Consider the following 23,397-nt stretch of genomic DNA (forward strand, 5'->3'; position numbering starts at 1 on the left):
GAGTTTCGAGAAGTGGGTGTACCCGTTTACCGCCGGATCCTGGAATTGTTCGAAGCCGAGGGCGTCGACACGCTGTTCGGCATCCCCGACCCCAACTTCGTGCACATGTTCGTCGAAGCCGAACAGCGCGGCTGGTCGGTGGTGGCCCCACACCACGAGGAGAGTGCCGGATTCATGGCAGAGGCCGCGTCACGGATGACCGGCCGGCCGGGCCTGTGCATCGGCACCCTGGGGCCGGGGGTGGCCAACATCGCCGGCGCGATGATGTGCGCGAAGGTGGAGAACTCCCCGGTGGTGTTCCTGGGCGGGCAGCGGGCCCGCATCACCGAGCGGCGGGTGCGGCGCGGGCGTATCCAATTCGTCCGGCAGGAGGAGCTTTTCGCGCCGTCGGTGAAGTACAGCGCGTCGATCGAGTACGCCGACCAGACCGATGAGATCGTGCACGAGGCCATCCGCCGGGCCATGTCCGGCACCCCGGGACCGTCCTACATCGAGTACCCGTCGCACGTGATCCTCGAAGAGCTCGACGTCGCCGGTCCGCCGGAGCCGCACCGCTACCGACTGGTGAACCAGCGGGCCGGCGCGGCCGAGCTCGCCCAAGCCGTCGAGATCATCCGGGCCGCGGCCAGTCCGATCCTGCTGGTGGGCCACGGTGTGCACACTTCGCGTAGCGGGGCGGCGGTCGCCGAGCTCGCGGAGCTGATGGCCTGCCCGGTGATCCAGACCTCCGGCGGTACCGCGTTCATCCCTGGCCTGGAAGAGCGCACCTTCCCCTATGGCTTCTCGCAATCGGCGGTCGAGGCGGTGGCGGCCTCGGACGTCTGCGTGGCCCTGGGCACCGAGCTGGGCGAGCCGGTGCACTACGGCACCACCCGGCACTGGGCGCAGCGCAACGCCGACCGCAAGTGGATCTACGTCGAGCAGGACCCGCTGGCGATCGGGGTGAACCGGCCGATCGACGTGCCACTGGTGGGCGACCTGCGCGGCATCGTCCCGCAACTGGTTGCCGCACTGCGAGACACCCCGCGCACGGCGTCGGCCGAGCTGGACCGCTGGATCCGCCGGGACGCCGAGCAGTTGGCCGAGCTGGCCGAGACCGCGCCGGCCGGTCGTACCCCGGTACATCCGGCGCGCTTCGTGGTCGAGGCCACCAAAGCCTTTCCCGCCGACGGCATCATGGTCCGCGACGGCGGCGCCACCGTGATCTTCCAGTGGACCTATTCGCAGGCCAAGCCGCACGACGTGCTGTGGAACCAGAACTTCGGCCATCTGGGCACCGGGCTGCCCTATGCCGTAGGCGCCTCGGTGGCCGAGGGCGGCAAACGGCCGGTGATGCTGCTGACCAGCGACTCGGCGTTCCTGTTCCACATCGCCGAGCTGGAGACCGCGGCCCGGTTGGGGCTGCCGCTGGTCTGCGTGGTCGGGGTCGATCACCAGTGGGGTCTGGAGGTCGGGGTCTACAAACGGACCTTCGAGCAGCCGTCACCGCAGCCCGGGGTGCACTGGAGCAAGGACGTTCGGTTCGACAAGATCGCCGAAGGCATGGGCTGCCACGGGGAGTACGTGCAGGACGAGGCGGAGATCGGGCCGGCGATCAAACGCGCCTACGCCGCCGGCGGCACCGCGGTGATCCATGTGTGCATCGACCCCAAGGCCAACTCCGAAGAGATGCCCAACTACGCCGAGTTCCGCACCTGGTACGCCGAGGGGACCCAATAGACGAGAATGCTATTCTCGTTTCCGGCTAATGAACGTCCACAAGGGGTGCTGATGGGCTGGAGGAGACCATGTCCGGCGGAATGAGCTTCGAGCTGACCGAGGACCAGCAGCTGATCCGGCAGTCGGTTGCCGAACTGGCGGCGAAGTTCGACGACCACTACTGGATGACCAAGGACCAGGCGCACGAATTCCCGCGGGAGTTCTACGACGCCATCGCCGGCGGCGGCTGGCTGGGCATGACCATCCCCGAGGAGTACGGCGGCCACGGTCTGGGCATCACCGAGGCCACCATCCTGGCCGAGGAAGTGGCGCGATCGGGCGGCGGGATGAACGCCGCCAGCTCGATCCACATGTCGATCTTCGGCATGCAGCCGGTCGTGGTCTTCGGCTCGGACGAGATGAAGGCCGAAACCCTGCCCCGCATCGTCAGTGGCGACCTGCACGTGTGCTTCGGCGTCACCGAACCGACCGCCGGCCTCGACACGTCGCGTATCACCACCTTCGCCAAGCGCGACGGCAGCGACTATGTGGTCAACGGCCGCAAGGTCTGGATCTCCAAAGCCCTTGAGTCCGAGAAGATCCTGCTGCTGACCCGCACCACCCCCCGCGACGATACGGCCAAACCCACCGACGGTCTCACCCTGTTCCTCACCGACATCGACCGCGACCACGTCGACATCCGGCCGATCACCAAAATGGGCCGCAACGCGGTGTCCTCCAACGAGGTGTTCATCGACGACCTGCGCATCCCGGCCGAGCACCGGATCGGTGAAGAGGGCAAGGGCTTCTCCTACATCCTGCACGGGCTCAACCCGGAGCGCATGCTGATCGCCGCCGAGGCCCTCGGCATCGGCCGGGTCGCGCTGGACCGTGCGGTCAAGTACGCCAACGAACGCGTGGTGTTCGACCGACCGATCGGCATGAACCAGGGCATCCAGTTCCCACTCGCCGACTCGCTGGCCCGGCTGGACGCCGCCGAGTTGATCCTGCGCAAGGCCACCTGGCTCTACGACAACGGCAAGTCCTGCGGCCGTGAGGCCAACATGGCCAAATACCTTTGTGCCGACGCCGGTTTCGCGGCCGCCGACCGGGCGCTGCAGACCCACGGCGGCATGGGCTACTCGGAGGAGTACAACATCTCCCGGTTCTTCCGGGAGTCCCGGCTGATGAAGATCGCCCCGGTCAGCCAGGAGATGATCCTGAACTTCCTGGGCTCGCACGTGCTCGGACTGCCGAGGAGTTACTGATGGCCGGCTATTTCGACCTGTCCGGGCGCGCCGCGGTGGTGACCGGGGCGGCCGGCGGCATCGGGTCGGCGGTGGCTGCCGCACTGGCGCAGGCCGGGGCCGCAGTGCTGGTCACCGACATCGACGGTGACGCCGCCGCGCAAGTGGCCGAGCGGATTTCGGCATCCGGCGGCCGGGCGGAGCCGACGGTGCTCGATGTGGCCGATCGGGCCTCCGCCGATGCTGCCGCAGCCAAGGCCGCTGAGCTGGCCGATGGCAAGATCCACATCCTGATCAACAACGCCGGGGTGACCCGCCCGGCGATGTTCGAGAAGACCAGCGCCGAGTCGATGCGCCTGCTACTCGACGTGCACACCGTCGGCGCCTTGAATTGCACCCAGGCGGTGCTGCCGTATGTTCCGACCGACGGCACCGGGCGCATCGTCAACGTGACGTCAGCGGCGGGCCTGACCGGCACCCTCGGGCAGGTCAACTACTCGGCGGCCAAGGCCGCCCTGATCGGCTTCACCAAGTCGCTGGCCCGCGAGCTGGCCGCCAAGCGGATCTGCGTCAACGCCCTGGCACCGCTGGCCGCCACCCCGATGACCGAGACCATCCGCACCAATGAGAAGTTCGCGGCCAACATGATGAACCGCATCCCGATGAAGCGCTGGGCCGAGCCGAGCGAGGTCGCCGGCGCATTCGTCTTCATGGCCTCCGACGCCGCCTCCTACGTCACCGGGCAGGTCTTGCCGGTGGACGGTGGCATGGTGATGTGATGCCTCAACAATCAGCCCCGCTGGCGGGTGTCACCGTGGTGGCCCTCGAACAAGCGGTATCGGCACCGATGTGCACCCGCGCGCTGGCCGACTTCGGAGCCCGCGTCATCAAGGTGGAGAACCCCGATGGCGGCGACTTCGCACGCTACTACGACGACGTCGTCTGTGGTCCTGGAGGCCAGGCCGCACACTTCGTCTGGGTCAACCGGGGCAAGGAATCGGTCACCCTGGACCTGAAAAGCGCTGCGGGACGCGATATTCTGCACCGGCTGCTGGACCGCGCCGATGTGCTGGTGTCCAACCTCGCGCCCGGTGCCACCGCCCGGCTGGGCCTGTCCGCCGAAGACATGGCAAGCCGGCACCCGAACGTCATCGCCGTCGAGATCGACGGGTACGGCAGCGGGGGCCCGCTGTCGCACAAGCGCGCCTACGACCTGCTGGTGCAGGCCGAGTCCGGGGTGTGCTCGGTGACCGGCCACCCGGGTGCTCCGGCCAAACCGGGGCCGCCGGTGGCCGACGTGACCAGCGGCCTGTACTCGGCGCTGTCGATCATGGCGCTGCTGGTCGGCCGCGATCGCAGCGCGCCGGCGCCGTCGGTCACCGTGAGCCTGTTCGACACCATGGCCGAGATGATGGGCTATCACCTGACCTACGCCCGGCACGCCGGGATCGACCAGCAGCCGCTCGGCATGAGCTCACCGGCCGTGGCCCCCTACGGGGCCTACCCGACCGCCGACGGGCAGACCGTGGTGCTCGGCACCACCAACGATCGGGAGTGGCAGCGGCTGGCCCGCGAACTGCTGGGCCGCGACGACCTGGCTGACGACCCGCGGTTCGCCGGAAACGCCGACCGGGTCGCGCACCGGCCGATCCTGGACGAGGCGATTGGCGACTGGTGCGCCCGCCACGACCTGGCCAAGATCCAGGACGCAGCCGATGCCGCCGGAATCGGTAACGCCCGCTACAACACCCCCAGCGACGTGCTGGCGCATCCGCAGCTCGCCGAGCGCGCGCGGTGGCGGCAGATCGACACGCCGGCCGGGCCGATCCCGTCGTTGCTGCCGCCGCCGGTGATCGCCGGCTACGACCCGCCGATGGGGGCGGTGCCGGGCCTGGGTGAACACACCGACGCGGTGCTGGGCGAGCTGGGTTTCACCGCCGCCGAGATCGTCGCGCTGCGCGGACAGGGGGCGATCGGGCAGGCTGGCAGCTGATGGCCGCCGACGATTCCGTCCTGCTGCGCACCGACCGCGACGGCGTGCGCACGCTGACCTTGAACCGGCCCGCCCGCAAGAACGCGATCAACCCGCAGCTGTGGCGGGAACTGCGCGACGCGCTGCGCGACGCCGCCGACGACCGCGATCTACGGACCCTGGTCATCACCGGCGCCGGCGGTGCCTTCTGCTCGGGCGCGGACATCGGCACCGGTGATGACACCCACCCGGTGCGCAAGCTGCAACGACTCACCGACGTCGCGCTGGCCCTGCACGAGCTGTCGATTCCCACCATCGCGAAAGTGACCGGCGTAGCGGTGGGGGCCGGCTGGAATCTGGCCCTGGGCTGCGATCTGGTGGTCGCGACGCCGGAATCGAGGTTCTGCCAGATCTTCTCCAAACGGGGACTGTCGATCGATCTCGGCGGGTCGTGGCTGCTGCCCAAGATCGTCGGGCTGCAGCAGGCCAAGCGGCTGGCGCTGCTGGCCGAGACCATCGATGCCACCGAAGCCCAAGCGTTGAACCTCGTGACGTGGGTGGTGGGCGCCGACGAGATCGACGACTTCGTCGACGATCTCGCCGATCAGCTGGCGGCCGGCCCGCCGCGCGCGCTGGCGCAGACCAAGGCGCTGCTCAACCAAGGGGCCGATACCACCCTGTCGGCCGCCCTGATCAACGAAACACGCGCCCAGATAGTCAATTTCGCGGGCACCGACGCCGCGGAAGCCTATGCGGCCTTCGCCGAGAAGCGCAGCCCGCGCTTCACCGGCGGATGGCCGCCGAAGTAGATCGGAGTAGTTCAGATGCGATCAACGGTGATCGTCGGGGCGGTACGCACCCCAGTCGGCAAGCGCAACGGAGGCCTGGCCGAAATGCACGCCGCGGACCTGTCCGCGCTGGTGCTCAACGAACTGATGGGCCGCACCGGTGTGGATCCCAAGGCTGTCGACGACGTGGTGTGGGGGTGTGTGTCGCAGGTCGGTGACCAGTCCTCCAACATCGGGCGCTACGCGGTGCTGGCCGCGGGTTGGCCTGAGCACATCCCGGGCACCACGGTCAACCGGGCGTGCGGCTCCAGCCAGCAGGCGCTGGACTTCGCGGTGCAGGCGGTGATGTCAGGGCAGCAAGATGTCGTCGTCGCCGGCGGCGTCGAGGTGATGAGCCGGGTGCCGTTGGGGGCAGCCCGGGCCACCGGGGAGCCCTACGGGCCCAAAGCGCTTGCCCGCTATGACGGTTTCGCGTTCAACCAGGGCCTGTCGGCGGAGATGATCGCGCAGCGTTGGGGTTTCGGCCGCGCACGCCTGGATGAGTACTCGGTGCAGTCGCATCAGCGTGCGGCGGCCGCCCGCGGCAGCGGCATGTTCGGCGAACAGATCATGGCGGTGACCACCGGCGACGGCACCGTCGTCGACACCGACGAAGGGGTGCGGCCGGGCAGCACCGTCGAGCGGCTGGCCGGGCTCAAGCCGGCATTCGCCGACGACGGTGTCATCCACGCCGGGAACTCCTCGCAGATCTCCGACGGCGCCGCAGCGCTGTTGGTGATGAGCGAAGACGAGGCCGCCCGACGCGGACTGACGCCGCTGGTGCGCTACGTCGCCGGCGCGGTGACCGGAGCCGATCCGGTGCTGATGCTCACCGGGCCCATCCCCGCCACCGAGAAGGTGTTGAAGCGGGCCGGGCTGCGCCTGGACGAGGTCGGCGTGTTCGAGGTCAACGAGGCGTTCGCGCCGGTGCCGCTGGCCTGGTTGGCCGAGACCGGTGCCGATGAGAAGCGGCTCAACCCGGTCGGCGGGGCGATCGCCCTGGGCCACCCACTCGGTGCGTCCGGTGCGGTGCTGATGACCCGGATGATTCATCACATGCGCGACAACGGTATTCGCTACGGATTGCAGACGATGTGCGAAGGCGGCGGAACCGCCAACGCCACCATCGTCGAGCTGGTCGGGTAGGGGAGACACTCATGCAGCGCACGCTGTTCACCGAAGATCACGAGGCGTTCCGCGCGCTGGCCCGCGACTTCGTCGAAAAGCACGTGGTGCCCGAGTATCCGCAGTGGGAGAAGGCCGGCCGGATGCCGCGCGCGGTCTTCGAGCACCTGGGCTCGCTGGGGATGCTGGGCATGGCGATCCCCGAGCAGTACGGCGGCGCGGGCATCGACGATTACCGCTACAACGTGGTGCTGCAGGAGGAGGCGGCGCGCGCTCTGGTCACGCTCTCCACGGTGCGCACCCAGCTCGAGGTGATCCTGCCGTACTTCCTGCACTACGCCAACGACGAGCAGCGGGCACGTTGGTTCCCCGGGCTGGCGGCCGGCAGGCTGCTGACGGCGATCGCGATGACCGAACCCGGCACCGGATCGGATCTGGCCGGGATGCGCACCACCGCGGTCCGAGACGGCGAGGACTACGTCCTCAACGGCGCGAAGACGTTCATCACCGGCGGCATCCAGGCCGACCTGGTGATCGTGGTGGCGCGCACCTCCACCGACCCCGACAACCGTCGCCGCGGGCTGACGCTGCTGGTGGTCGAGGACGGGATGCCCGGGTTCACCCGCGGCCGCGAGCTGGACAAGATGGGCTGCAAGGTGCAGGACACCGCCGAGTTGTCCTTCGCCGACGTCCGGGTGCCGGTGGCCAACCGGCTGGGCGAGGAGGGCGAGGCGTTCAGCTATCTCGGCCACAACCTGGCGCAGGAACGGCTCACCGTCGCCGTGGGGTCGGTCGCCCAGTCCCGCTCGGCGCTGGCCGCCACCATCGACTACGTCAAGAACCGCAATGTGTTCGGGTCACCGGTGGCGTCGTTCCAGAACACCAAGTTCGAGCTGGCCGCGGTCTCCACCGAGATCGAGGCCGCCCAGTGCATGCTGGACCGGGCGGTCGCCGAACACGTCGAGGGCGAGCTGTCGGCGGCCGATGCCGCGCGGGTGAAGCTGTTCTGCACCGAGATGCAGGCCCGGGTGATCGACCGGTGCCTGCAGTTGTTCGGCGGCTACGGCTACATGATGGAGTACCCGATCGCGCGGCTGTACACCGATGCCCGGGTGGCCCGGATTTATGCCGGGACCAGCGAGGTGATGAAGATGATCATCGCCAAGTCGCTGGGGTTATAGGCCGCCGAGCGTGAAGGTGGCTTCACGTTCGACGGCGAGAGTGAACGCAACTTCACGCTGGGCGTGAGGTCGGCAAAAAAGATTCTTTGATGAGACCCTTGTCACAACTGCCCTAACCAACCTACTGTGTGTTCACTTGGTTGGTTGATCGAAGGAGCCCGGTGACCTCACCACGGCCGTACGCCACACTGCTCGCCAAAGGCGAGGACCGCCGGCAGCGCATCCTGCTGGCCGCCGAACGGCTGCTGGCGCGCAACGGCTGGCGCAACACCTCCCTGGCGCAGATCGCCCGCAACGCCGGTGTCAGTGCGGCGGGCCTGCTGCACCACTTCTCCTCCAAGGAACAGCTGCTGCACGCGGTGCTCGACGCCCGCGACGCCGACGACGACACCCACGCCGACCGAAGCGGCGACCTCATCGAGGAGATCCAGCGGGTGGCCGAGCGGTTCGCCCGCGCACCCGAACTGGTCGGAACGTTCACCGTGCTGCTCGCCGAGAACGTCCTGCCCGAGGCGCCGCTGCACGACCGGATGCTCAAGCGCTACCGCGCCGCGGTGGACATCGTCGCCGACCTGATCCGGCGTGGCCAGGACGCCGGCCGCTACCGCACCGACTTCGACGCGGGCATCAAGGCCGCCGAGATTCTCGCCTTTATCAACGGAATGGAGATGTCATGGCTTCTGGACCCCTCAATACCTCTGAACGAGGTGTTCACGGCGTACACGGAAACACTGGCCCGCGACTTCGCTCCGCCGGTAAAGGACGGGCAGCCGTGAGCAGCGATCCGGACATGCGCTACCGGTTCGACGTGGTCGGCCGCGGCGTGCTGGACGTGGTGACCGCCGCCGGCGGCTGGCTCTACGACCGCGCGACGGCCGGGTGGGACGTCACCGTGATGATCCTCGACGACCGGGAGGACATCCGGCCCTTGCAGATCCTCGGGGCCCAGGTGTTGGACCTGGCGTCGGTGCTCAAGCAGTGGGAGCAGTGGCCGCACCCCCAGACGATCGCTGTCTGCGCCGAGATGTTCGACGGCCACGCCCAAGTGCGCCAGGGCGTGCTCGACGCGCTGGAGCACAGCAGCACCGAGGTGACGCTGTGGGGAGCGGTGCCCGCCGAACTGCATCGCGACGTCGACACCCGACAGCACCGGCTCAGCGCGGCGGCTCGCGCCTTCAAGGCCCAGGCGTTGCGGGCGGCCGGTGTCGACCCGGCGGCCACCGGTTCGGGAACGGCCCAGATTGAGACGTTCCGCTGCGGTCCGGCGGCATGTACCTCAGTCGCTGCGGACCTGAGCCCCGCCAGCTGACGGGCGCTATCGCGCGTTGACCGTGAACGTGTCGGAGCCGCAGTCGCGCTCCCTGGTGTTGGTGACGGACTACCGGGTTCCGGATCCGGCCCGGGTTTGGCCGCTGTTGCAACGTCACCGCGACAGCCTGGCTCACCTGGGTGCGCGCCACGTCCTGATCTACACCTCGTCTGTCGATCCCGGCCGGGTGCTGGCGGTGATGGCGATCCGCGCCGCGCAGCCGGTGGTCGACCTGCTGCGCGACGAGGCGTTCATGGGCTGGTTCGACGCCGTCGGTGTCAGCGACATCCCGGCCGTCTTCGCCGGTGCGCTGGCGGAGCGGATCGACCTGGCCGAGCCGGCGAGCCTCGCCGAACCGCCGGGCGTAGTAGTCGCGGCGGTGGCCGAAGTCGTCGACGCCGGGACGCTGATCGCGCACGTCCATGCCACCGCCAGAGATTTCACCGCGGCAGGCATCCGTAAGATCCTGATATTCCAGGCTTTTGACAATCCCCGTGAGGTGTTCATGCTGCAGGAGGCCTCCGAAGAGGTGGACGAGTTCGGCGCCGCGCGGTGGATCAGCCAACCCGAATTCGCCGCCGAATGGATCACCCGGGCCGGCGTCGGCGTCTATCCGCCGGTCTTCGTCGGCCGGCTCCAGCACGTGATGCGCGTGACGGATCAGCAAGACGACCAAGAAGATCAAGCAGAAGGAGAACCCATTCGATGACCGCTTACGGCGTGGGACTGTTGATCGTGCGGCTCTGCCTGGGCCTGACCATGGCCGCACACGGCTACAACAAGATCTTCTCCGGGGGCCGGATCCCCGGCACGGCACGCTGGTTCGACAGCATCGGGATGCGGCCGGGCACGTTGCACGCCCGGATGGCCGCCGGCACCGAGATCGCCGCCGGATTGGGCCTGGCCGCCGGTCTGCTCACGCCGATTCCCGCGGCGGGCTTCGTCGCGCTGATGTTGGTGGCGGCCTGGACGGTGCACCGCGGCAACGGCTTCTTCATCGTCAAGAGCGGCTGGGAGTACAACCTGGTGCTGGCCACCGTCGCCGTCGGCATCGCCATGCTCGGCGCCGGGCCGCTCAGCCTGGACCAGCTGCTGTTCGGGCAGAACTGGTGCGACGGGTGGACCGGCCTGCTGATCGCGGCCGGGCTCGGCCTGGCCGGCGGAATCGGGCAGCTGGTGGTGTTCTTCCGGCCGCCGGCACCAGAGCAGGCCTGAGCGGGCCGGCGCTGCCGGTCAGTCGCTGGCCGGCAGCGGCTTGGCTTCCTTGATGGTCATCGGCACGTTGCCGATGCTCAACGTCCCGGCGCCGGCCTTGGTGACCAGCACCTCGGCGCCGGCGTCGTCGACGTAGCGCTTGCCCATCACGGCGCCGCCGGCGAAGGCGGGGTCCAGGGTCGCGCCGCCGGCCACGCTGTCCTCCAAGGGCACCATCGGGGCGCCGCCGGCACGCAGCTCATCGAGGCTGTCGGCGGTCTTCACCACGATGACCTGGGTGTCGCACACCTGACTCTTCAGACGGGTACCGGACTTGATCATTGCGCCCCTTCGGCTTGGACGGTTTGCAGTGCTTCGGTCAGTTCAGAAACGAGTTCCCGGCGCAGCACCTTGCCGGTCGGGGTGGTCGGCAGCTCCGGCCGGAAGACGATCCGGTCCGGCGTGCGGGACCCGCGCAGCTGTTGCCGAACATACTCGCGCAGCGCGTCGGGTTGCGGCGCCGCACCCGGTGCCGGGACCACGCACGCGACGATGATCTGACCCCACTCCGGATCGGGGGCCCCGACCACCGCGACCTCCCGGACCTCGGGGTGCTCCACCAGCACGTCTTCGATCTCGGCGGGGGCGATGTTCTCGCCGCCGCGGATGATGGTGTCGTCGGAGCGGCCGACGATGAACAGGTAGCCCGCGCTGTCCAGCACCGCCAGATCACGTGTCGGGAACCAGCCGTCGGCGTCGAGCACCGATCCGATGCCGGTGTAGGTGCCCGAGACCTGCTCGCCCCGGATGAACAGTTCGCCGGGCACGCCGGCGGCAACCGGCCGGCCTTCGTCGTCGCGGATGACGACCTCGATACCGGGCACCGGCCGCCCGACCGAGCCCAACCGCTTGCGGACGTCGTCGTCGCTGGATTCATAAGCGGTGCGGTGGTCTTCGGGGGTGAGTACCGCGACTGTCGAACTGGTCTCGGTCAGCCCGTAGGCGTTGACGAAGCCGACCTCGGGCAGCAGGTCCAGCGCCCGGCGCACCAGGGGCAGGGCCACTTTGGAGCCGCCGTAAGCCAGGTTGCGCAGGGTGGGCAGCGGGGTGGGGTGGGCTTCCAGTTCCGAGACGATGCGCTCGAGCATGGTGGGCACCACGGTCGCGGTGGTCACCGCCTCGGTCGTGACCAGCCGGACCCATTCAGCGGCGCTGAAGCGGCGCAGATACACCGATTTGCGGCCGGCGTAGAGGTTGCTCAGCGCGGCTCCGACGCCGGCGATGTGATACGGCGGAACGCAGATCAGCGCGGCGTCCTGGGGTTCGGCGGAACCGAACTCCACCGTGCCGGTTACGTAGCTGGTCAGGTTGTTGTGGGTCAGCTCAACGGCTTTCGGTGCGGAGGTGGTGCCGGAGGTGAACAGCACGACGGCCACGTCATCGGGATCCGGCCATTGCACCGCGGGTGCGGTGGTGCGGGCCCGCGCGCAGAAGGTGTCGGAGTCCATTACCGCGACGGCGATCCCGCCGCCGCCGAGGTCGCCGACCTCCCCGATCAGATCGAGGTACTCCTTGTCGACGACGACCAGCGGTTGCGGCAGCCGGGCGATCAGCTCTCGCAGCGCCTGCCCGCTGAGCCGGTAGTTCAGCGGCGCGAAGGGCTGCCCGGCGCGCGCCGCGGAGAACAGCAGCAGCGGCAGCATGTCGCCACCCATCCCGACGTAGGCCACACTGCGTGCGCCGGTCTCGTTGATCGCGCCGGCCCCGGCGTCGGCGAGGGCGTTGAGCTCCGCGGTGGTGTAGCGGGCCGATTCCGAGACCACGGCGACCCGGTCCGGGTCGGCGGACACCGCCATTTCCAGCAACAACGAAATGCTCACCGCTCGGCTCCCCGTCATGCGTCGTGAATGAGAACGACATTATCATTTTCTGGTAGTTCCGCTACCGTGCGGAGCATGGTCGCACCCGGCCCTCGGTACGCTGACGTGCGTCATGATCAGCGTGGTCGACCTCCAGGCGCCACCCGACGCCGAGCCCGGCGCCGGGATCATCATCGCGACGGGCACCCGCTTCGACACCGCGCACGCCGAACACTGGCTGCAGCGTGCCAGCTTCACCCTCTCGGAGACCGATGCGACGGATCACCGGGTGATCACCGTGGGATCGGTGGCCGAGGCGCTGGCCGACCTCGCCGATCGGTGCCGGCGCCGTCCGCATGCGGCGGCGATCTGCGACGACGTGCTGCGCGCGGTGGATCCGGCGGCGCCCGCACGCGCCGGGGTGGTCACCGAATCGCTGGCCTACTCGGTGCTGCAGGCCGGCCCGGAGTTCGCCGGCTGGCTGGCCGAGCGGGGGCCGGCCACCGCGCCCGACACCAGCGACCCGGTGGTCATCGATCGGGACGGCGACACGTTGCGGCTGCGGTTCAACCGGCCCCAGCGGCACAACGCCTTCACCAACGCGATGCGCGCCGCCCTGCTCGACGGGCTGGCCGTCGCTACCGCTGACACCTCGATCGACGAGGTGGTGCTGTGCGGGACAGGGCGGTCGTTCTGCAGCGGCGGTGACCTCGCCGAGTTCGGCGGCTTCACCGATGTGCCCAGCGCGCACCTGGCCCGCACCCGCTACAGCCCCGCGCTGGCGCTGGATGCGCTGACCGCTCGGCTCGGCAAGCGCTGCCGCGCCGAGATCCACGGCCAGGTGCTGGGCAGCGGCCTGGAGATGGCGGCCTTCTGCGGCCGGGTGCGGGCCCACCCCGAGACGGTGCTGGGTCTGCCGGAGCTGAACCTCGGGCTGATCCCGGGCGCCGGCGGCACCGTCAGCATCACCCGCCGGATCGGACGGTGGCGCACGGCGTATCTGATCCTGTCCGGCCGCACCATCGACGCACCGACCGCCCTGCGCTGGGGGCTGATCGACGAGATCGCGACGTTTTGATGGCCGAGGCGGCTTGGGGCGCATCCGGTTTGGCTTGGCTGACCGGTGCGCCCGACGGCCGCCCGGATTTCTCCCGCGCCGCGGTGCTGCAGCGCGCCGGGCAGCTCGTCGATCGGCTGGATCTGGGCGTCGACGCCGCGTCGCTGCTGGCCGGCCGCGCCGCGCTGCGGGGCTTTACCCGCGCCGGCCGGGTGTCGCCCGGGGGCGCCTCCCGGCTGCTGCCCGCCGTCGACGGTTGGTGGGCACTCACCTTGTCGCGTCCCGACGACCTCGACGCCGTGCCCGCCCTGATCGAAACCGATTGCCCCGGTGAGCCGTGGGCCGCCATCGCCGCATGGGCGGCCGATCAGCCGGTAGCCGACGTGGTCGGCCGTGCCCGGCTGCTCGACCTTCCCGCCGCCGGGCTGGGGGAGACCGCTGCCGCGCCACCGCTGATCCGCCGAGTCGGTCCTGCGGGCCCGAGCCGCGGACCGGGCGGGGCCCTGGTCGTCGACCTGACCTCGCTGTGGGCCGGGCCGCTGTGCGGGCAGCTGCTGGCGCGGGCCGGCGCCACGGTGGTCAAGGTGGAAAGCCCGGCACGCCCGGACGGGACGCGTGCGGGGGACCGCGCGTTCTTCGACTGGATGAACACCGGAAAACTGTCGTGCGCCATCGATTTCGATCACGACGCGGTGTTTCTGGCGCAGTTGCTGGCGGCCGCCGACGTGGTGTTGGAAGGCTCGCGTCCCGCGGCGCTGGCCCGCCGCGGTCTGGGGCCGCTCGACGTAACGGGCCGGCCGGGGCGGGTGTGGCTGCAGATCACCGCGCACGGCGGTTTCCCCGGCTTCGGTGACGACGCCGCGGTGGCCGGCGGGCTGGTGGGCTTCGACGGTGCTGGCGACCCGGTGTTCTGCGGCGACGCCATCGCCGATCCGCTGACCGGCATCGAAGCGGCCGTCGCGGTGTTCGAGGCGCTGGCCCGCGGCGGCGGCGAGCTGATCACCTTCTCGCTGGCCACCGTCGCCGCCGGGTATGCCGCGCTACCGCTGCAGCCCCCCGGTGAGCACCCGGCGTCGCCGCCAGGCCGCCCGCGGATCGAGGGCCGCGGCCCGCGGCTGGGGGCCGACAATGCGCGGGTCGGCGAACTCGTGCAGGCGGCGTCGCGGTGCTGATCCAGCGCGCGGTGTTGCTGGACGGGCCGGTGGTCGACATCCGGCTCGCCGACACCATCACCGAAGTCGCGCCCCGGCTGGAGGCGCGCCGCGGTGAAGATGTGCTCGATGCGCGCAACGCCACGGTGATTCCCGGGCTCCACGATCACCACCTGCATCTGCGATCGGCGGCCGCGGCGCTGGATTCAGTGTGTCTGGGGCCCCCGCAGGTGCGCACGGTCGATGAGCTGGCCGCCGCCCTGCGCTCCGCAACCCCGGATCGCGACGGTTGGGTGCGCGGCTACGGCTACCACGAATCGGTCGCCGGCGAGCTCAACGCCGCACTGCTGGACCGGCTTTCACCGGAGGTTCCGGTGCGGGTGGCGCACCGCAGCGGCGCGCTGTGGGTGTTCAATTCCGCCGGCCTGGCCCGGACCGCGATGGCCGACCACGGCGACGGACGGCTGCTGCGGGCCCACGGCGACCCGGTGCCCCGGCTGCCGCACCGGGAGCCGTCGCTGACGCGGCTGAGCCGGCGGCTGGCCGCGTGGGGCGTCACCGGCATCACCGAAGCCACCCCAGACCACGGGGATGCCGATCTGGCCGTATTTGCCGCGGCGCGGCGCACCGGTGAGTTGCTGCAGCGCCTGCACTGCCTGGCACCCGCCGGGGTTGTTGCCCCGCCCGGGGTCACCCTCGGGCCGACCAAGACCATCCTCGACGATGCCCGCCTGGACCTGGATGCGCTGGCGAAAGCGCTGTGCGACAACCACTCCCGTGATCACGGCGTGGCGCTGCACTGCGTCACCGATGCCCAGCTCACCGTCGCGATCGCGGCCTGGCAAACCGCCGGGGTGCATCGCGATGACCGCATCGAACACGCCGCGGTGGTGCCCGATGACCGGCTGGCCGACCTCGCCGCGCTCGGCATCATCGTCATCACCCAGCCCAACTTCGTGGCCGAACGCGGTGATGACTACCTGGCCGAGATCGAGGCGGATCGGCACCACGAACTGTGGCGGCTGGCGTCGTTGCGGGACAACGGGATTGCAGTGGCGCTGTCCACTGACACGCCGTTCGGCGACGGCGATCCCTGGGCGGCCATGCGGGCCGCGGTGCACCGGAGCACGCCGAGCGGTGTCGTCTTGGGCCGCACCGAGCGGATCGCGGCCCGCGAGGCGCTGGCGATGTTCACCGGCCGACCCGACCGGCCCGCGGCACTGCGCAGGATCGCCCCCGGTGAACCCGGCGACGTGTGTCTGCTGGCCGCGGATCCGGCCGAGGCACTGGCCGCGCTCGACGCCGACCTGGTCGCGGTGACCGTCGTCGCCGGCGGCGTGGTGTCCCAGCGCAGCGGAAGTCGGTAGCCTGTCTAGGTAACTTTGATCGGGATTTCGGAGGCACGACGATGACGCGCACGGACAGTGACAGCTGGGACCTGGCCAGCAGTGTGGGGGCGACCGCGACCATGGTGGCGGCGCAACGCGCGCTGGCCACGACCGGGCCGGACAAACTGATCGACGACCCGTTCGCGGCGCCACTGGTGCGTGCCGTCGGCATTGACTTCTTCACCCGCCTGGTGGACGGCGAGATCGCCTTTCCCGAAGGCGGCGACTTCGATCCGGTCCGGATGGGCCACGGCATGGGGGTACGCACCCGGTTTTTCGACGAGCACTTCCTGAGTGCAACCGCTAGCGGCATCCGCCAGGCCGTCATCCTCGCCGCCGGGCTTGACGCCCGCGCCTACCGGCTGGCCTGGCCGGCCGGCACCGTGGTCTACGAGGTCGACATGCCGCAGGTGATCGACTTCAAGACCACCACCCTGGCCGGCCTGGGCGCCGAGCCGACCACCGAGCGCCGCACTGTGGCCGTCGACCTGCGCGACGACTGGCCGGCCGCGCTGCGGGCCGCCGGATTCGACTCGCAGGCGCCGACCGTGTGGAGCGCCGAGGGCCTGCTGGTCTACCTGCAGCCTGCGGATCAGGACGCGCTGTTTGACACCATCACCGGGCTCAGTGCCCCCGGCAGCCGGCTGGCCTGCGAGTTCATCCAGGACACGTCGGTGTTCTCCAGCCCGGAGTGGCGCGAGCACCGGGAGAAAATGGCCGCGCTCGGGTTGGAGGTGGAGATCGGCGATCTGATCTATCACGGCGAACGCAGCCACATCGTCGAGTACCTGACCGCGGCGGGCTGGACCGTGTCGGGCCGGCAGGTCACCGAGCTCTACGCCGACGCCGGCTTGGAGTACGGCGATGACGCCTTGGCGGTGGCGTTCGGGGATCTGACCTATCTGAGCGCCGCACTGCCGGGCCCGGGGGTATGAAAAAGGTCACAGCGGCTGCTCCGGTGCTGCGGCGCAGCCGCCGCCACACCGACGTCGATGCGGTGCCCCCAGCAGGGCTCGAACCTGCGACCTGCGGATTAAAAGTCCGTAGCTCTACCAACTGAGCTATAGGGGCCGTGCCGGAACAGGATACTGCCTTCCCGATCGAGCCCGCGTTTGAGGATTGGGCCCGCCGTGCCCTAAGCTAGCGAAGCTCCCAACGTGAAACGTTGCGAGTCCCCGGAGAGATTCGGTTCTGGCCCCCTTCGTCTAGCGGCCTAGGACGCCGCCCTTTCAAGGCGGTAGCGCGGGTTCGAATCCCGTAGGGGGTACTCGTAACGCGGAAACGCGGAGCGAAGAGCAAGGCCCTGTGGCGCAGTTGGTTAGCGCGCCGCCCTGTCACGGCGGAGGTCGCGGGTTCAAGTCCCGTCAGGGTCGCTTCATGCGGCGAGGCACACGTGCCTTCCGGCCAGGTAGCTCAGTTGGTACGAGCGTCCGCCTGAAAAGCGGAAGGTCGCCGGTTCGATCCCGGCCCTGGCCACCAAGGGAACCACCTGGTAGCAGGTGGTTTTTCTCGTTTCTGAAGTGCTCCGAGAGCCGGTCTCGATGACCCACATGGGCCCAGTCCCGATCGGCAAGGCTCGGTTGGCGAGGCTTCCCCGGAAGACGCGTAGGGCACCTATCCTCCGGTCGAGGTGGACTCACGCCTGGCTCTTGGCATCTCGCAGCAGCAGTCGCGCTTGCGCCTCGCCGCTCCGCTCCGGTGGTCGGCAGAGCCGGTCATGGAACAATGTGTCTGGCAGAAGGGATGTCACCCACCTTCGTCGACACCGACAACTGCACCGCACCGTGGCGATCCCCGACCTGACAGGAAGGGATCGACATGCGACAGCAGCCACGCGACGGGCTGCACGAAGCCCTGAACTCGGGCCCGCTGTTCCACGGCCGCATGACCCGCAGGTCGAACGCCGGCACACACTGGATCCGCTGCGACCCCGCGAAGCCCAGCCTCAAGCGATTCGTCGAGGGGGAGCGGGCGCGGTGAGCGGAGCAGACGAGGGGACAGCCCCGGTGGCCGAGGAGTGGGCATGGCTGGAGGAGCATCCGGTGTTCACCACCGGCGGGGAGAAGGGCGGCAACGTCCCCCGGGTGCCGGTCGCAGCGGTCCTGGAGCCGCTGCGGTTCGGGTTCGGGCTCCTCGTGGTCGCGTTCGCCGTCAGCGTCGGATGCACGATCGCGGGTGTGGGGTTCGTCGTCGCCGGCCTCTCGGAAGGCCTCGGGGTGCTCTCCTGGTGGTGGCTCGCGCTCGGGATACCGGCAGCGGGCCTCGCGCTCTTCTGCTTTTCCGGCGTCTATGTGCGGGGCATGGAGCTGACGATGCGCGAGCGTGCCCGCAACCTGGTTCTGCTGGCCGGCCTGCTCGGCGGCATCGCCATCGGCCTTGCTGCGCTGGGCATCTGGTGGCCGTCGAGGTTCTTCGGCCTCTCGGCCGCGGTCACGGCGATCGCCTGTCTGATCACCGCGCTCATCGCCGCCCGCTGGGTGCGCTGTGCTCGACTCGACGTGGCTCGTATCCTCCGCCTGCGCGCCACGGGAACCCGGTACCGGGGCGTGGTGGCAGCGCTGCCCGACCCGGCGACCTGGAATCAGGGCGGGAACGTCCCGATCCGCTACCAGCATCAGACCGGGGAGCGCGTCGTGTCGGTGCGGGTGAACACGTACGCGCACAAGATCCCCGTGCCCGGAACGCCGGTGATCGTGTTCGCCGATCACCGCGGAGATCTCCTCGTCGAACTCGACCCGGCCCACCCGGTCGAATACCACCCCGACAACCGACCGTACGAGTCGGACAGCAGCGGAGGCGGGTCATGAGCGGAGTCCGCACGGGCAGCGGGGTAGCGACCACCGTAGCGACCGGCGGGCACGTCCGAGGATGGTGAACATGTTCAACCCGGCCAGGCACACCCACACCAAGGCAACGGTGATCGCCACCGTGCTGCTGGCGGCCTGCGGGGTACTCATCGGAACCTGGGTGGCAGCCCTCTACGACGTGCTGCGGGTCGGCGTTCTCGACAACGCACTTGCGAACCGGCTCGGCTACATCGGGGAGATCACCGGGGCCAGCGTGGACCCACGCCCGCATGGCATCTCCCGTTCCGCGTTGATCATCATGTTCCTCGTGGGTCTCGTCGGCGGGCTCATCACCTTTGCGACAACCGCCGTCTCGCGGCGAGCCGTGGGCGACCCGGAGGCGGTCGCCTATGCACTGGGGTGCGGATTCGTCGGTGCTGGCGCGGGGTTCGCGTGGCTCGCAACGGGATGGCCTGTGGTCGAGCGCGATCAGGCGGATGCGTTCGGGACGTTCATCCATTTCGGCGGTGTCTGGGTGCCGCTAATCCTGCTCGGCATCGGGGCGCTTTGCCTGCTCGTGTGGTGGGTGGATCCGGACGTCGATGAGCAACGGGACACCGACACACCAACGGAACCGCCGAGCGGCGAAGGCCACGCGTCAACCTCAGAGGACGGCCGTCGGGCAGGCCCATAGACTGGGCCGCTGTGCACGGTGCATCCCTTCGGCGCATAGCTGCGGTCATGGTGGCCGTGGCCGCGCTGATCACCTCGGCGCCGGCCAGCGCCGCAGCCGATGACAAGCTCCTGCTCGGCGGCGGCGCCGGCATCACGCTCAACGACGACACGCTGTGCACGCTGACCGCCATGGGCCACGACAGCACCGGTCGGCTGATCGGTTTCACCTCAGCCCACTGCGGCGCACCCGGCTCGCCCGTGATCGCCGAGGGTGCCGAAGAGCGCGGCACCGTGGGCACGGTGGTGGCCGCCGACGACGCTCTCGGCTACGCGGTGATCGAGTTCGATCCGGTGAAGGCAAAACCGATCGCCGACTACGAAGGCTTTGGGATCTACGGCATCGGCCCCCCGGACCCGGAACCCACCGATCTGGAACCCGCCGCCCCAGCACCCGACAACCCAGAACCCCTCAGCCCAGCACCCGCCGCTGCGACGCACGCCTGCAAACTCGGGCTGGGCACCGGCCTCAGCTGCTTCGACGTCGGGCCCGACGGTGTGAACACCGCCGCTGACCAGTGGTGGCAACCCGGTGACGACGGCGCGCCGATCACCGTCGACAACCTGATCGTCGGCATGATCCGCGACGGAACCGTCCCAACCGCGCCGCTGGACCAGCCGGGTTCGGGAATCGTGCTGTTCAAGGCGATCCTCGACGACGTCAACGCCAAGGGTGGCCCGGGCGCCGGGTTCTTCCTCGGCTAAACCGGCTAAACCTCAGGGCCGCAACGTCTCCGGGCAGAGCTCGGACTGCGCCGCGGCGATCTGGACGTCGGCGGCCTCGGGGCTGTAGTGGAACGTGTTGGTCAGCTGACGCACCACGTCGCCCGGCGAGATCCCGGCCCGGTAGGTCCCGGTGTGCCCGTACATCCGCAACAGGACGCAGACGTAGTGGCCCGAGGTCACCTTGACCTCATCGGCGATCGGGATCGGCACCGGTGATGCGTTGACCTTCGCCAGGTAGCTGGCGTCATCGGCGTGAGCGGCGGGCGCGGCAACTAAGGCCGCGGCGGCCAACAGGGGTGCGGCGATGCGCGCGGTCACATGCATGGTCTCCATCGTGCCACCGTCCCCGCCTTATCGACGTGACCGCTCCGTGCGGCGCAAATCCCCGCGCGCCATCCCGTGGCTGGCTATCGTTGCCAGCCATGGCAGTCAAGGATTCCCGCGAAGTGGTCATCGAAGCCAGCCCGGAGGAGATCTTCGATGTCCTCGCCGACGTCGAGTCCGTCCCCTCCTGGTCCCCGCAGTACCAGAGCGCCGAGGTGCTCGACACCTACGACGACGGCCGGCCGCGCCGGGTGCGGATGAGGATCAAGGCGGCCGGTCTCACCGACGAGCAGGTGGTCGAATACAGCTGGACGGCCGACAGTGTCGGTTGGACGCTGGTGTCGGCCGGCCAACTCAAGGCGCAAGACGCCAAGTACACGCTGACCCCGCAAGGTGACAAGACCAAGGTCCGCTTCGACATGGACGTCGACCCGTCCATCCCGATCCCGGGCTTTCTGCTCAAGAGCACCCTCAAGGGCGGCATGAAGACCGCCACCGACGGCCTGCGGGAACAGGTGCTCAAGGTCAAAAAGGGCCGCTGACTTCGGTTCGGGGAAACCCTGCCGGGCGCTGCCCACGCGGCTAGGCTCAAGGCAGTGGCTGTTCGAGCATCGCGGGAAATTGTCATTGACGCGCCGCCGGAGAAGATCCTCGACGCGCTGGCCGATGTGGCCGACTTGGTGTCCTGGTCGCCGGTGCATAAGCGAGTGGAGATTCTCGACACCTACGAGGACGGCCGTCCCCACCACGTCCGCGCCACCATCAAGGTTCTGGGGTTGGTGGACAAGGAGATTCTGGAATACCACTGGGGACCGGACTGGATGGTCTGGGATGCCAAGGCCACCGCGCAGCAGCGCGCCCAGCACGTCGAGTACACCCTGACCCGGGTAGGCCCGGACAGCACTCGGGTGCGTTTCGACATCACCGTCGAGCCTTCCGGCCCGATTCCGGCGTTCATCGTCCGGCGCGCCAGCAAGGTGGTGCTGCAGACCGCTACCGAGCGGCTGCGTGAGCGGGTGATGCGGGAGTGGACGCCTACCGAGCCGTGACCGGCCCGTCGCGCAGCACCGCCAGGCGGCGGATCGCCTCGTCAAGAGTCTCCTCACGCTTGACAAACGTGAAGCGCACCAAGTGATTCCAGACCTCGGGAGCCGCAGCTTCGGCCGCCGGCACGCAGAACGCCGACAGCGGGATCGCCGCCACCCCGGCCCGATGCGGTAGTTCGGCGCAGAACGCTGTGCTGTCGTGATAGCCCAGCGGCCGCGGGTCAGCACACAAGAAATAGGTGCCGAAGCTGTCGTGCACCTCGAACCCGACCTGGGCCAGCCCGTCGGCGAGCCGATCGCGGCGGGCCTCCATCGTCGCGCGCAGCGCCGCCACCCAGGCGTCCTCGGAGTTGAGGGCCAGCGCCACCGCCGGCTGGAACGGGGCCCCGCCGACATAGCTCAGGTACTGCTTGGCCGCGCGCACCCCGGCCAGCAGCTGCGCCGGCCCGCAAGCCCAGCCGATCTTCCAGCCGGTGCAGTTGAACATCTTCGCCGCACTGGAGATGGTGACGGTGCGCTGCGCCATGCCCTCGAACCCGGCCAGCGGCAGGTGGGTCCGTCCGGCGAAGACCAGGTGCTCGTAGACCTCATCGGCGATGACCAGCAGATCGGATTCCACCGCGATCCGGGCGATCGCCGCCAGCTCGGACTCGGTGAACACCGTGCCGGTCGGGTTGTGCGGCGAGTTGACGATCAGCGCGCGGGTCGCCGGACCGACAGCGCCGCGCAACCTGTCAATGTCCAACGCGAAGCCGCGGCCGTCGGGGACCAGCGGAACCGCAACCCGCCGCGCGCCGGCCATGGCGACCACCGGCGAATAGGAGTCGTAGAACGGCTCAAGCAGCAGCACCTCGGAGCCCGGCTCGACCAGGCCCAGGACCGCGGCGGCGATGGCCTCGGTGGCCCCGACCGTCACCAGGACCTCGGTCTCCGGGTCGTAGTCGATGCCGAAGTGCCGGCTGCGCTGGCCGGCGATGGCCTCGCGCAGGGCGGGGATGCCCAGGCCCGGCGGGTACTGGTTGACGCCGTCGGTGATCGCGGCGCGGGCGGCCTCCAGCATGGCCGGCGGCCCGTCCTCGTCGGGGAAGCCCTGACCGAGGTTGACCGCGCCGATCCGCGAGGCCAGCACCGACATCTCCGCGAAGATCGTGGTGGCATAGGGCCGTAACCGCGACACCGTCATAACCGGCCAGCTTAAAGAGCCGCGCGTCCTCAGCTCGTGGAACGTCGGCCGAACCCCTCGAGGATGTTCCAGGAGCGGCTGCCCTTCACCGCGTGCAGGTAGTAGGCGTAGTTAGCGGTGGTCATAGCGCCGGCGGCGAGCCCGATGCCGATCGCCCGCGCGATCTGGTCGCTGACATCAAGAGCCACCCCGAATGCGCCGAGGGTGATCGTGACTGCCGCCCACACCACACCCTTGCGCCACATGCCCTTGACGAAGAAGTAGAACGGGAAGAACAGGAATGCCAGCACGTTCGAGTTGATACGGATTCGGTCGCGCCACGGCAGCGCCCGCATCGCGTCCCGGGCCTCCGGAGACGACGACGGCAGCCCGTAGGCGTCGAAGAACGCAAAGCGCTGCTGCCAGGATGCGGATAATGGCGCGGGAGCATCGGTGCCGGTCACAACACGGCAGTGTATTCGGGGCGAACCGAAGAGCAGCAGCTCACACGGCCCAACCATCCGGTTGATCGGCCGTCCTGTTAGGGTGGCAAGCAGAGGTCTACGCTCCCAGCTGGGGGCGCCTCCCGCTTGCGGGGGAACGCAATCGAACA

Annotated in this window: 26 protein-coding genes and 4 tRNA genes; 24 read left to right on the forward strand and 6 right to left on the reverse strand. The window is 69.4% G+C overall.

Going from position 1 to position 23,397, the window contains the following annotated elements:
* Positions 1-12: 12 nt before the first annotated feature.
* The 11 genes from AC5Y4Q_RS11050 to AC5Y4Q_RS11100 all read left to right on the forward strand — a co-directional run bounded on the left by AC5Y4Q_RS11050 (position 13) and on the right by AC5Y4Q_RS11100 (position 10,574).
* A complete protein-coding gene (locus AC5Y4Q_RS11050) occupies positions 13-1,719 on the forward strand; it encodes a thiamine pyrophosphate-binding protein (protein ID WP_499958955.1) in 1,707 nt (568 codons plus the stop codon).
* A 68-nt stretch (positions 1,720-1,787) separates the two neighbouring features.
* Positions 1,788-2,966 carry an acyl-CoA dehydrogenase family protein gene (locus tag AC5Y4Q_RS11055; protein ID WP_082952790.1) on the forward strand — a complete coding sequence of 393 codons (1,179 nt, stop codon included), beginning with the start codon at positions 1,788-1,790 and terminating at the stop codon, positions 2,964-2,966.
* Positions 2,966-3,724 carry an SDR family NAD(P)-dependent oxidoreductase gene (locus AC5Y4Q_RS11060; RefSeq protein WP_499958957.1) on the forward strand — a complete coding sequence of 253 codons (759 nt, stop codon included), beginning with the start codon at positions 2,966-2,968 and terminating at the stop codon, positions 3,722-3,724. Before AC5Y4Q_RS11055 ends, AC5Y4Q_RS11060 begins: the two co-directional genes overlap by 1 nt.
* Positions 3,724-4,938 (forward strand): CaiB/BaiF CoA transferase family protein, encoded by a 1,215-nt coding sequence (locus tag AC5Y4Q_RS11065; RefSeq protein WP_064924262.1) that lies wholly within the window; start codon positions 3,724-3,726, stop codon positions 4,936-4,938. The genes AC5Y4Q_RS11060 and AC5Y4Q_RS11065 overlap by 1 nt, the downstream gene beginning before the upstream one ends.
* Complete coding sequence (locus AC5Y4Q_RS11070) at positions 4,938-5,726, forward strand: enoyl-CoA hydratase/isomerase family protein (RefSeq protein ID WP_065019081.1); 789 nt, start codon at positions 4,938-4,940, stop codon at positions 5,724-5,726. The genes AC5Y4Q_RS11065 and AC5Y4Q_RS11070 overlap by 1 nt, the downstream gene beginning before the upstream one ends.
* A 15-nt stretch (positions 5,727-5,741) precedes the next feature.
* Positions 5,742-6,890 carry a thiolase family protein gene (locus AC5Y4Q_RS11075; RefSeq protein ID WP_499958960.1) on the forward strand — a complete coding sequence of 383 codons (1,149 nt, stop codon included), beginning with the start codon at positions 5,742-5,744 and terminating at the stop codon, positions 6,888-6,890.
* 11 nt (positions 6,891-6,901) lie between these two features.
* Positions 6,902-8,050, forward strand: a complete 1,149-nt coding sequence (locus tag AC5Y4Q_RS11080) for an acyl-CoA dehydrogenase family protein (protein WP_064924259.1) — start codon at positions 6,902-6,904, stop codon at positions 8,048-8,050.
* Between the two features lie 161 nt (positions 8,051-8,211).
* Positions 8,212-8,826, forward strand: a complete 615-nt coding sequence (locus AC5Y4Q_RS11085; protein ID WP_109535783.1) for a TetR/AcrR family transcriptional regulator — start codon at positions 8,212-8,214, stop codon at positions 8,824-8,826.
* A 14-nt stretch (positions 8,827-8,840) separates the two neighbouring features.
* A complete protein-coding gene (locus tag AC5Y4Q_RS11090) occupies positions 8,841-9,359 on the forward strand; it encodes a hypothetical protein (RefSeq protein ID WP_064924298.1) in 519 nt (172 codons plus the stop codon).
* 28 nt (positions 9,360-9,387) lie between these two features.
* Positions 9,388-10,068 (forward strand): fatty-acid--CoA ligase, encoded by a 681-nt coding sequence (locus tag AC5Y4Q_RS11095; RefSeq protein ID WP_499959057.1) that lies wholly within the window; start codon positions 9,388-9,390, stop codon positions 10,066-10,068.
* Entirely contained in the window at positions 10,065-10,574 is a 510-nt protein-coding gene (locus AC5Y4Q_RS11100) for a DoxX family protein (protein WP_064924258.1), read from the forward strand. Before AC5Y4Q_RS11095 ends, AC5Y4Q_RS11100 begins: the two co-directional genes overlap by 4 nt.
* An 18-nt stretch (positions 10,575-10,592) precedes the next feature.
* Here AC5Y4Q_RS11100 and AC5Y4Q_RS11105 read toward each other — a convergent pair whose 3' ends face one another.
* Both AC5Y4Q_RS11105 and AC5Y4Q_RS11110 read right to left on the reverse strand, forming a co-directional pair.
* A complete protein-coding gene (locus tag AC5Y4Q_RS11105) occupies positions 10,593-10,895 on the reverse strand; it encodes a hypothetical protein (RefSeq protein ID WP_499958963.1) in 303 nt (100 codons plus the stop codon).
* The gene (locus tag AC5Y4Q_RS11110; RefSeq protein WP_499958965.1) at positions 10,892-12,433 is read right to left on the reverse strand and encodes a class I adenylate-forming enzyme family protein; all 1,542 of its coding nucleotides are present in this window, start codon (positions 12,431-12,433) and stop codon (positions 10,892-10,894) included. Before AC5Y4Q_RS11110 ends, AC5Y4Q_RS11105 begins: the two co-directional genes overlap by 4 nt.
* A gap of 112 nt (positions 12,434-12,545) precedes the next feature.
* Between AC5Y4Q_RS11110 and AC5Y4Q_RS11115 the strand changes: the two genes are divergently transcribed.
* The 4 genes from AC5Y4Q_RS11115 to AC5Y4Q_RS11130 are packed head-to-tail and all read left to right on the forward strand — an operon-like array spanning position 12,546 to position 16,943.
* Positions 12,546-13,490, forward strand: coding sequence for an enoyl-CoA hydratase/isomerase family protein (locus tag AC5Y4Q_RS11115; RefSeq protein WP_064924255.1), 945 nt, complete (start codon positions 12,546-12,548; stop codon positions 13,488-13,490).
* Complete coding sequence (locus tag AC5Y4Q_RS11120; RefSeq protein WP_499958967.1) at positions 13,490-14,641, forward strand: CoA transferase; 1,152 nt, start codon at positions 13,490-13,492, stop codon at positions 14,639-14,641. Before AC5Y4Q_RS11115 ends, AC5Y4Q_RS11120 begins: the two co-directional genes overlap by 1 nt.
* Positions 14,635-15,987, forward strand: coding sequence for an amidohydrolase family protein (locus AC5Y4Q_RS11125; protein WP_499958969.1), 1,353 nt, complete (start codon positions 14,635-14,637; stop codon positions 15,985-15,987). The genes AC5Y4Q_RS11120 and AC5Y4Q_RS11125 overlap by 7 nt, the downstream gene beginning before the upstream one ends.
* A 41-nt stretch (positions 15,988-16,028) precedes the next feature.
* Complete coding sequence (locus AC5Y4Q_RS11130; protein ID WP_064924252.1) at positions 16,029-16,943, forward strand: class I SAM-dependent methyltransferase; 915 nt, start codon at positions 16,029-16,031, stop codon at positions 16,941-16,943.
* A gap of 63 nt (positions 16,944-17,006) precedes the next feature.
* Here the strand turns inward: AC5Y4Q_RS11130 and AC5Y4Q_RS11135 are convergent.
* Positions 17,007-17,079, reverse strand: a tRNA-Lys gene (locus tag AC5Y4Q_RS11135).
* A 123-nt stretch (positions 17,080-17,202) separates the two neighbouring features.
* On the opposite strand from AC5Y4Q_RS11135, the gene AC5Y4Q_RS11140 reads away from it, so the two are divergent.
* The 7 genes from AC5Y4Q_RS11140 (at position 17,203) to AC5Y4Q_RS11170 (ending at position 20,231) form a co-directional block, all read left to right on the forward strand.
* Positions 17,203-17,275, forward strand: a tRNA-Glu gene (locus tag AC5Y4Q_RS11140).
* A 32-nt stretch (positions 17,276-17,307) separates the two neighbouring features.
* Positions 17,308-17,381 (forward strand) — tRNA-Asp (locus AC5Y4Q_RS11145).
* A gap of 29 nt (positions 17,382-17,410) precedes the next feature.
* Positions 17,411-17,487, forward strand: a tRNA-Phe gene (locus AC5Y4Q_RS11150).
* 339 nt (positions 17,488-17,826) lie between these two features.
* Entirely contained in the window at positions 17,827-17,988 is a 162-nt protein-coding gene (locus tag AC5Y4Q_RS11155) for a hypothetical protein (protein WP_165604310.1), read from the forward strand.
* Positions 17,989-18,014: 26 nt separating this feature from the next.
* Positions 18,015-18,815: a hypothetical protein gene (locus AC5Y4Q_RS11160; protein WP_499958971.1), complete on the forward strand. Its 801-nt coding sequence runs from the start codon at positions 18,015-18,017 to the stop codon at positions 18,813-18,815.
* A gap of 70 nt (positions 18,816-18,885) precedes the next feature.
* Positions 18,886-19,488, forward strand: coding sequence for a hypothetical protein (locus AC5Y4Q_RS11165; RefSeq protein ID WP_499958973.1), 603 nt, complete (start codon positions 18,886-18,888; stop codon positions 19,486-19,488).
* 11 nt (positions 19,489-19,499) lie between these two features.
* Entirely contained in the window at positions 19,500-20,231 is a 732-nt protein-coding gene (locus AC5Y4Q_RS11170; RefSeq protein WP_499958975.1) for a chymotrypsin family serine protease, read from the forward strand.
* A 12-nt stretch (positions 20,232-20,243) separates the two neighbouring features.
* Here the strand turns inward: AC5Y4Q_RS11170 and AC5Y4Q_RS11175 are convergent, their stop codons facing one another.
* The gene (locus AC5Y4Q_RS11175) at positions 20,244-20,585 is read right to left on the reverse strand and encodes a DUF732 domain-containing protein (RefSeq protein WP_064924226.1); all 342 of its coding nucleotides are present in this window, start codon (positions 20,583-20,585) and stop codon (positions 20,244-20,246) included.
* Between the two features lie 89 nt (positions 20,586-20,674).
* Between AC5Y4Q_RS11175 and AC5Y4Q_RS11180 the strand changes: the two genes are divergently transcribed.
* Together AC5Y4Q_RS11180 and AC5Y4Q_RS11185 are read left to right on the forward strand one after the other, a co-directional pair.
* A complete protein-coding gene (locus tag AC5Y4Q_RS11180; RefSeq protein ID WP_499958977.1) occupies positions 20,675-21,118 on the forward strand; it encodes an SRPBCC family protein in 444 nt (147 codons plus the stop codon).
* 54 nt (positions 21,119-21,172) lie between these two features.
* The gene (locus tag AC5Y4Q_RS11185) at positions 21,173-21,625 is read left to right on the forward strand and encodes an SRPBCC family protein (protein ID WP_064924224.1); all 453 of its coding nucleotides are present in this window, start codon (positions 21,173-21,175) and stop codon (positions 21,623-21,625) included.
* On the opposite strand, the gene AC5Y4Q_RS11190 is transcribed toward AC5Y4Q_RS11185, so the two are convergent.
* Both AC5Y4Q_RS11190 and AC5Y4Q_RS11195 read right to left on the reverse strand, forming a co-directional pair.
* Positions 21,612-22,805 (reverse strand): pyridoxal phosphate-dependent aminotransferase, encoded by a 1,194-nt coding sequence (locus tag AC5Y4Q_RS11190; protein ID WP_499958979.1) that lies wholly within the window; start codon positions 22,803-22,805, stop codon positions 21,612-21,614. The genes AC5Y4Q_RS11185 and AC5Y4Q_RS11190 overlap by 14 nt on opposite strands.
* Positions 22,806-22,834: 29 nt before the next feature.
* Entirely contained in the window at positions 22,835-23,248 is a 414-nt protein-coding gene (locus tag AC5Y4Q_RS11195) for a DUF2628 domain-containing protein (protein ID WP_064924222.1), read from the reverse strand.
* Positions 23,249-23,397: the final 149 nt, after the last annotated feature.

This window comes from Mycobacterium sp. NGS16 (genome assembly GCF_059813225.1).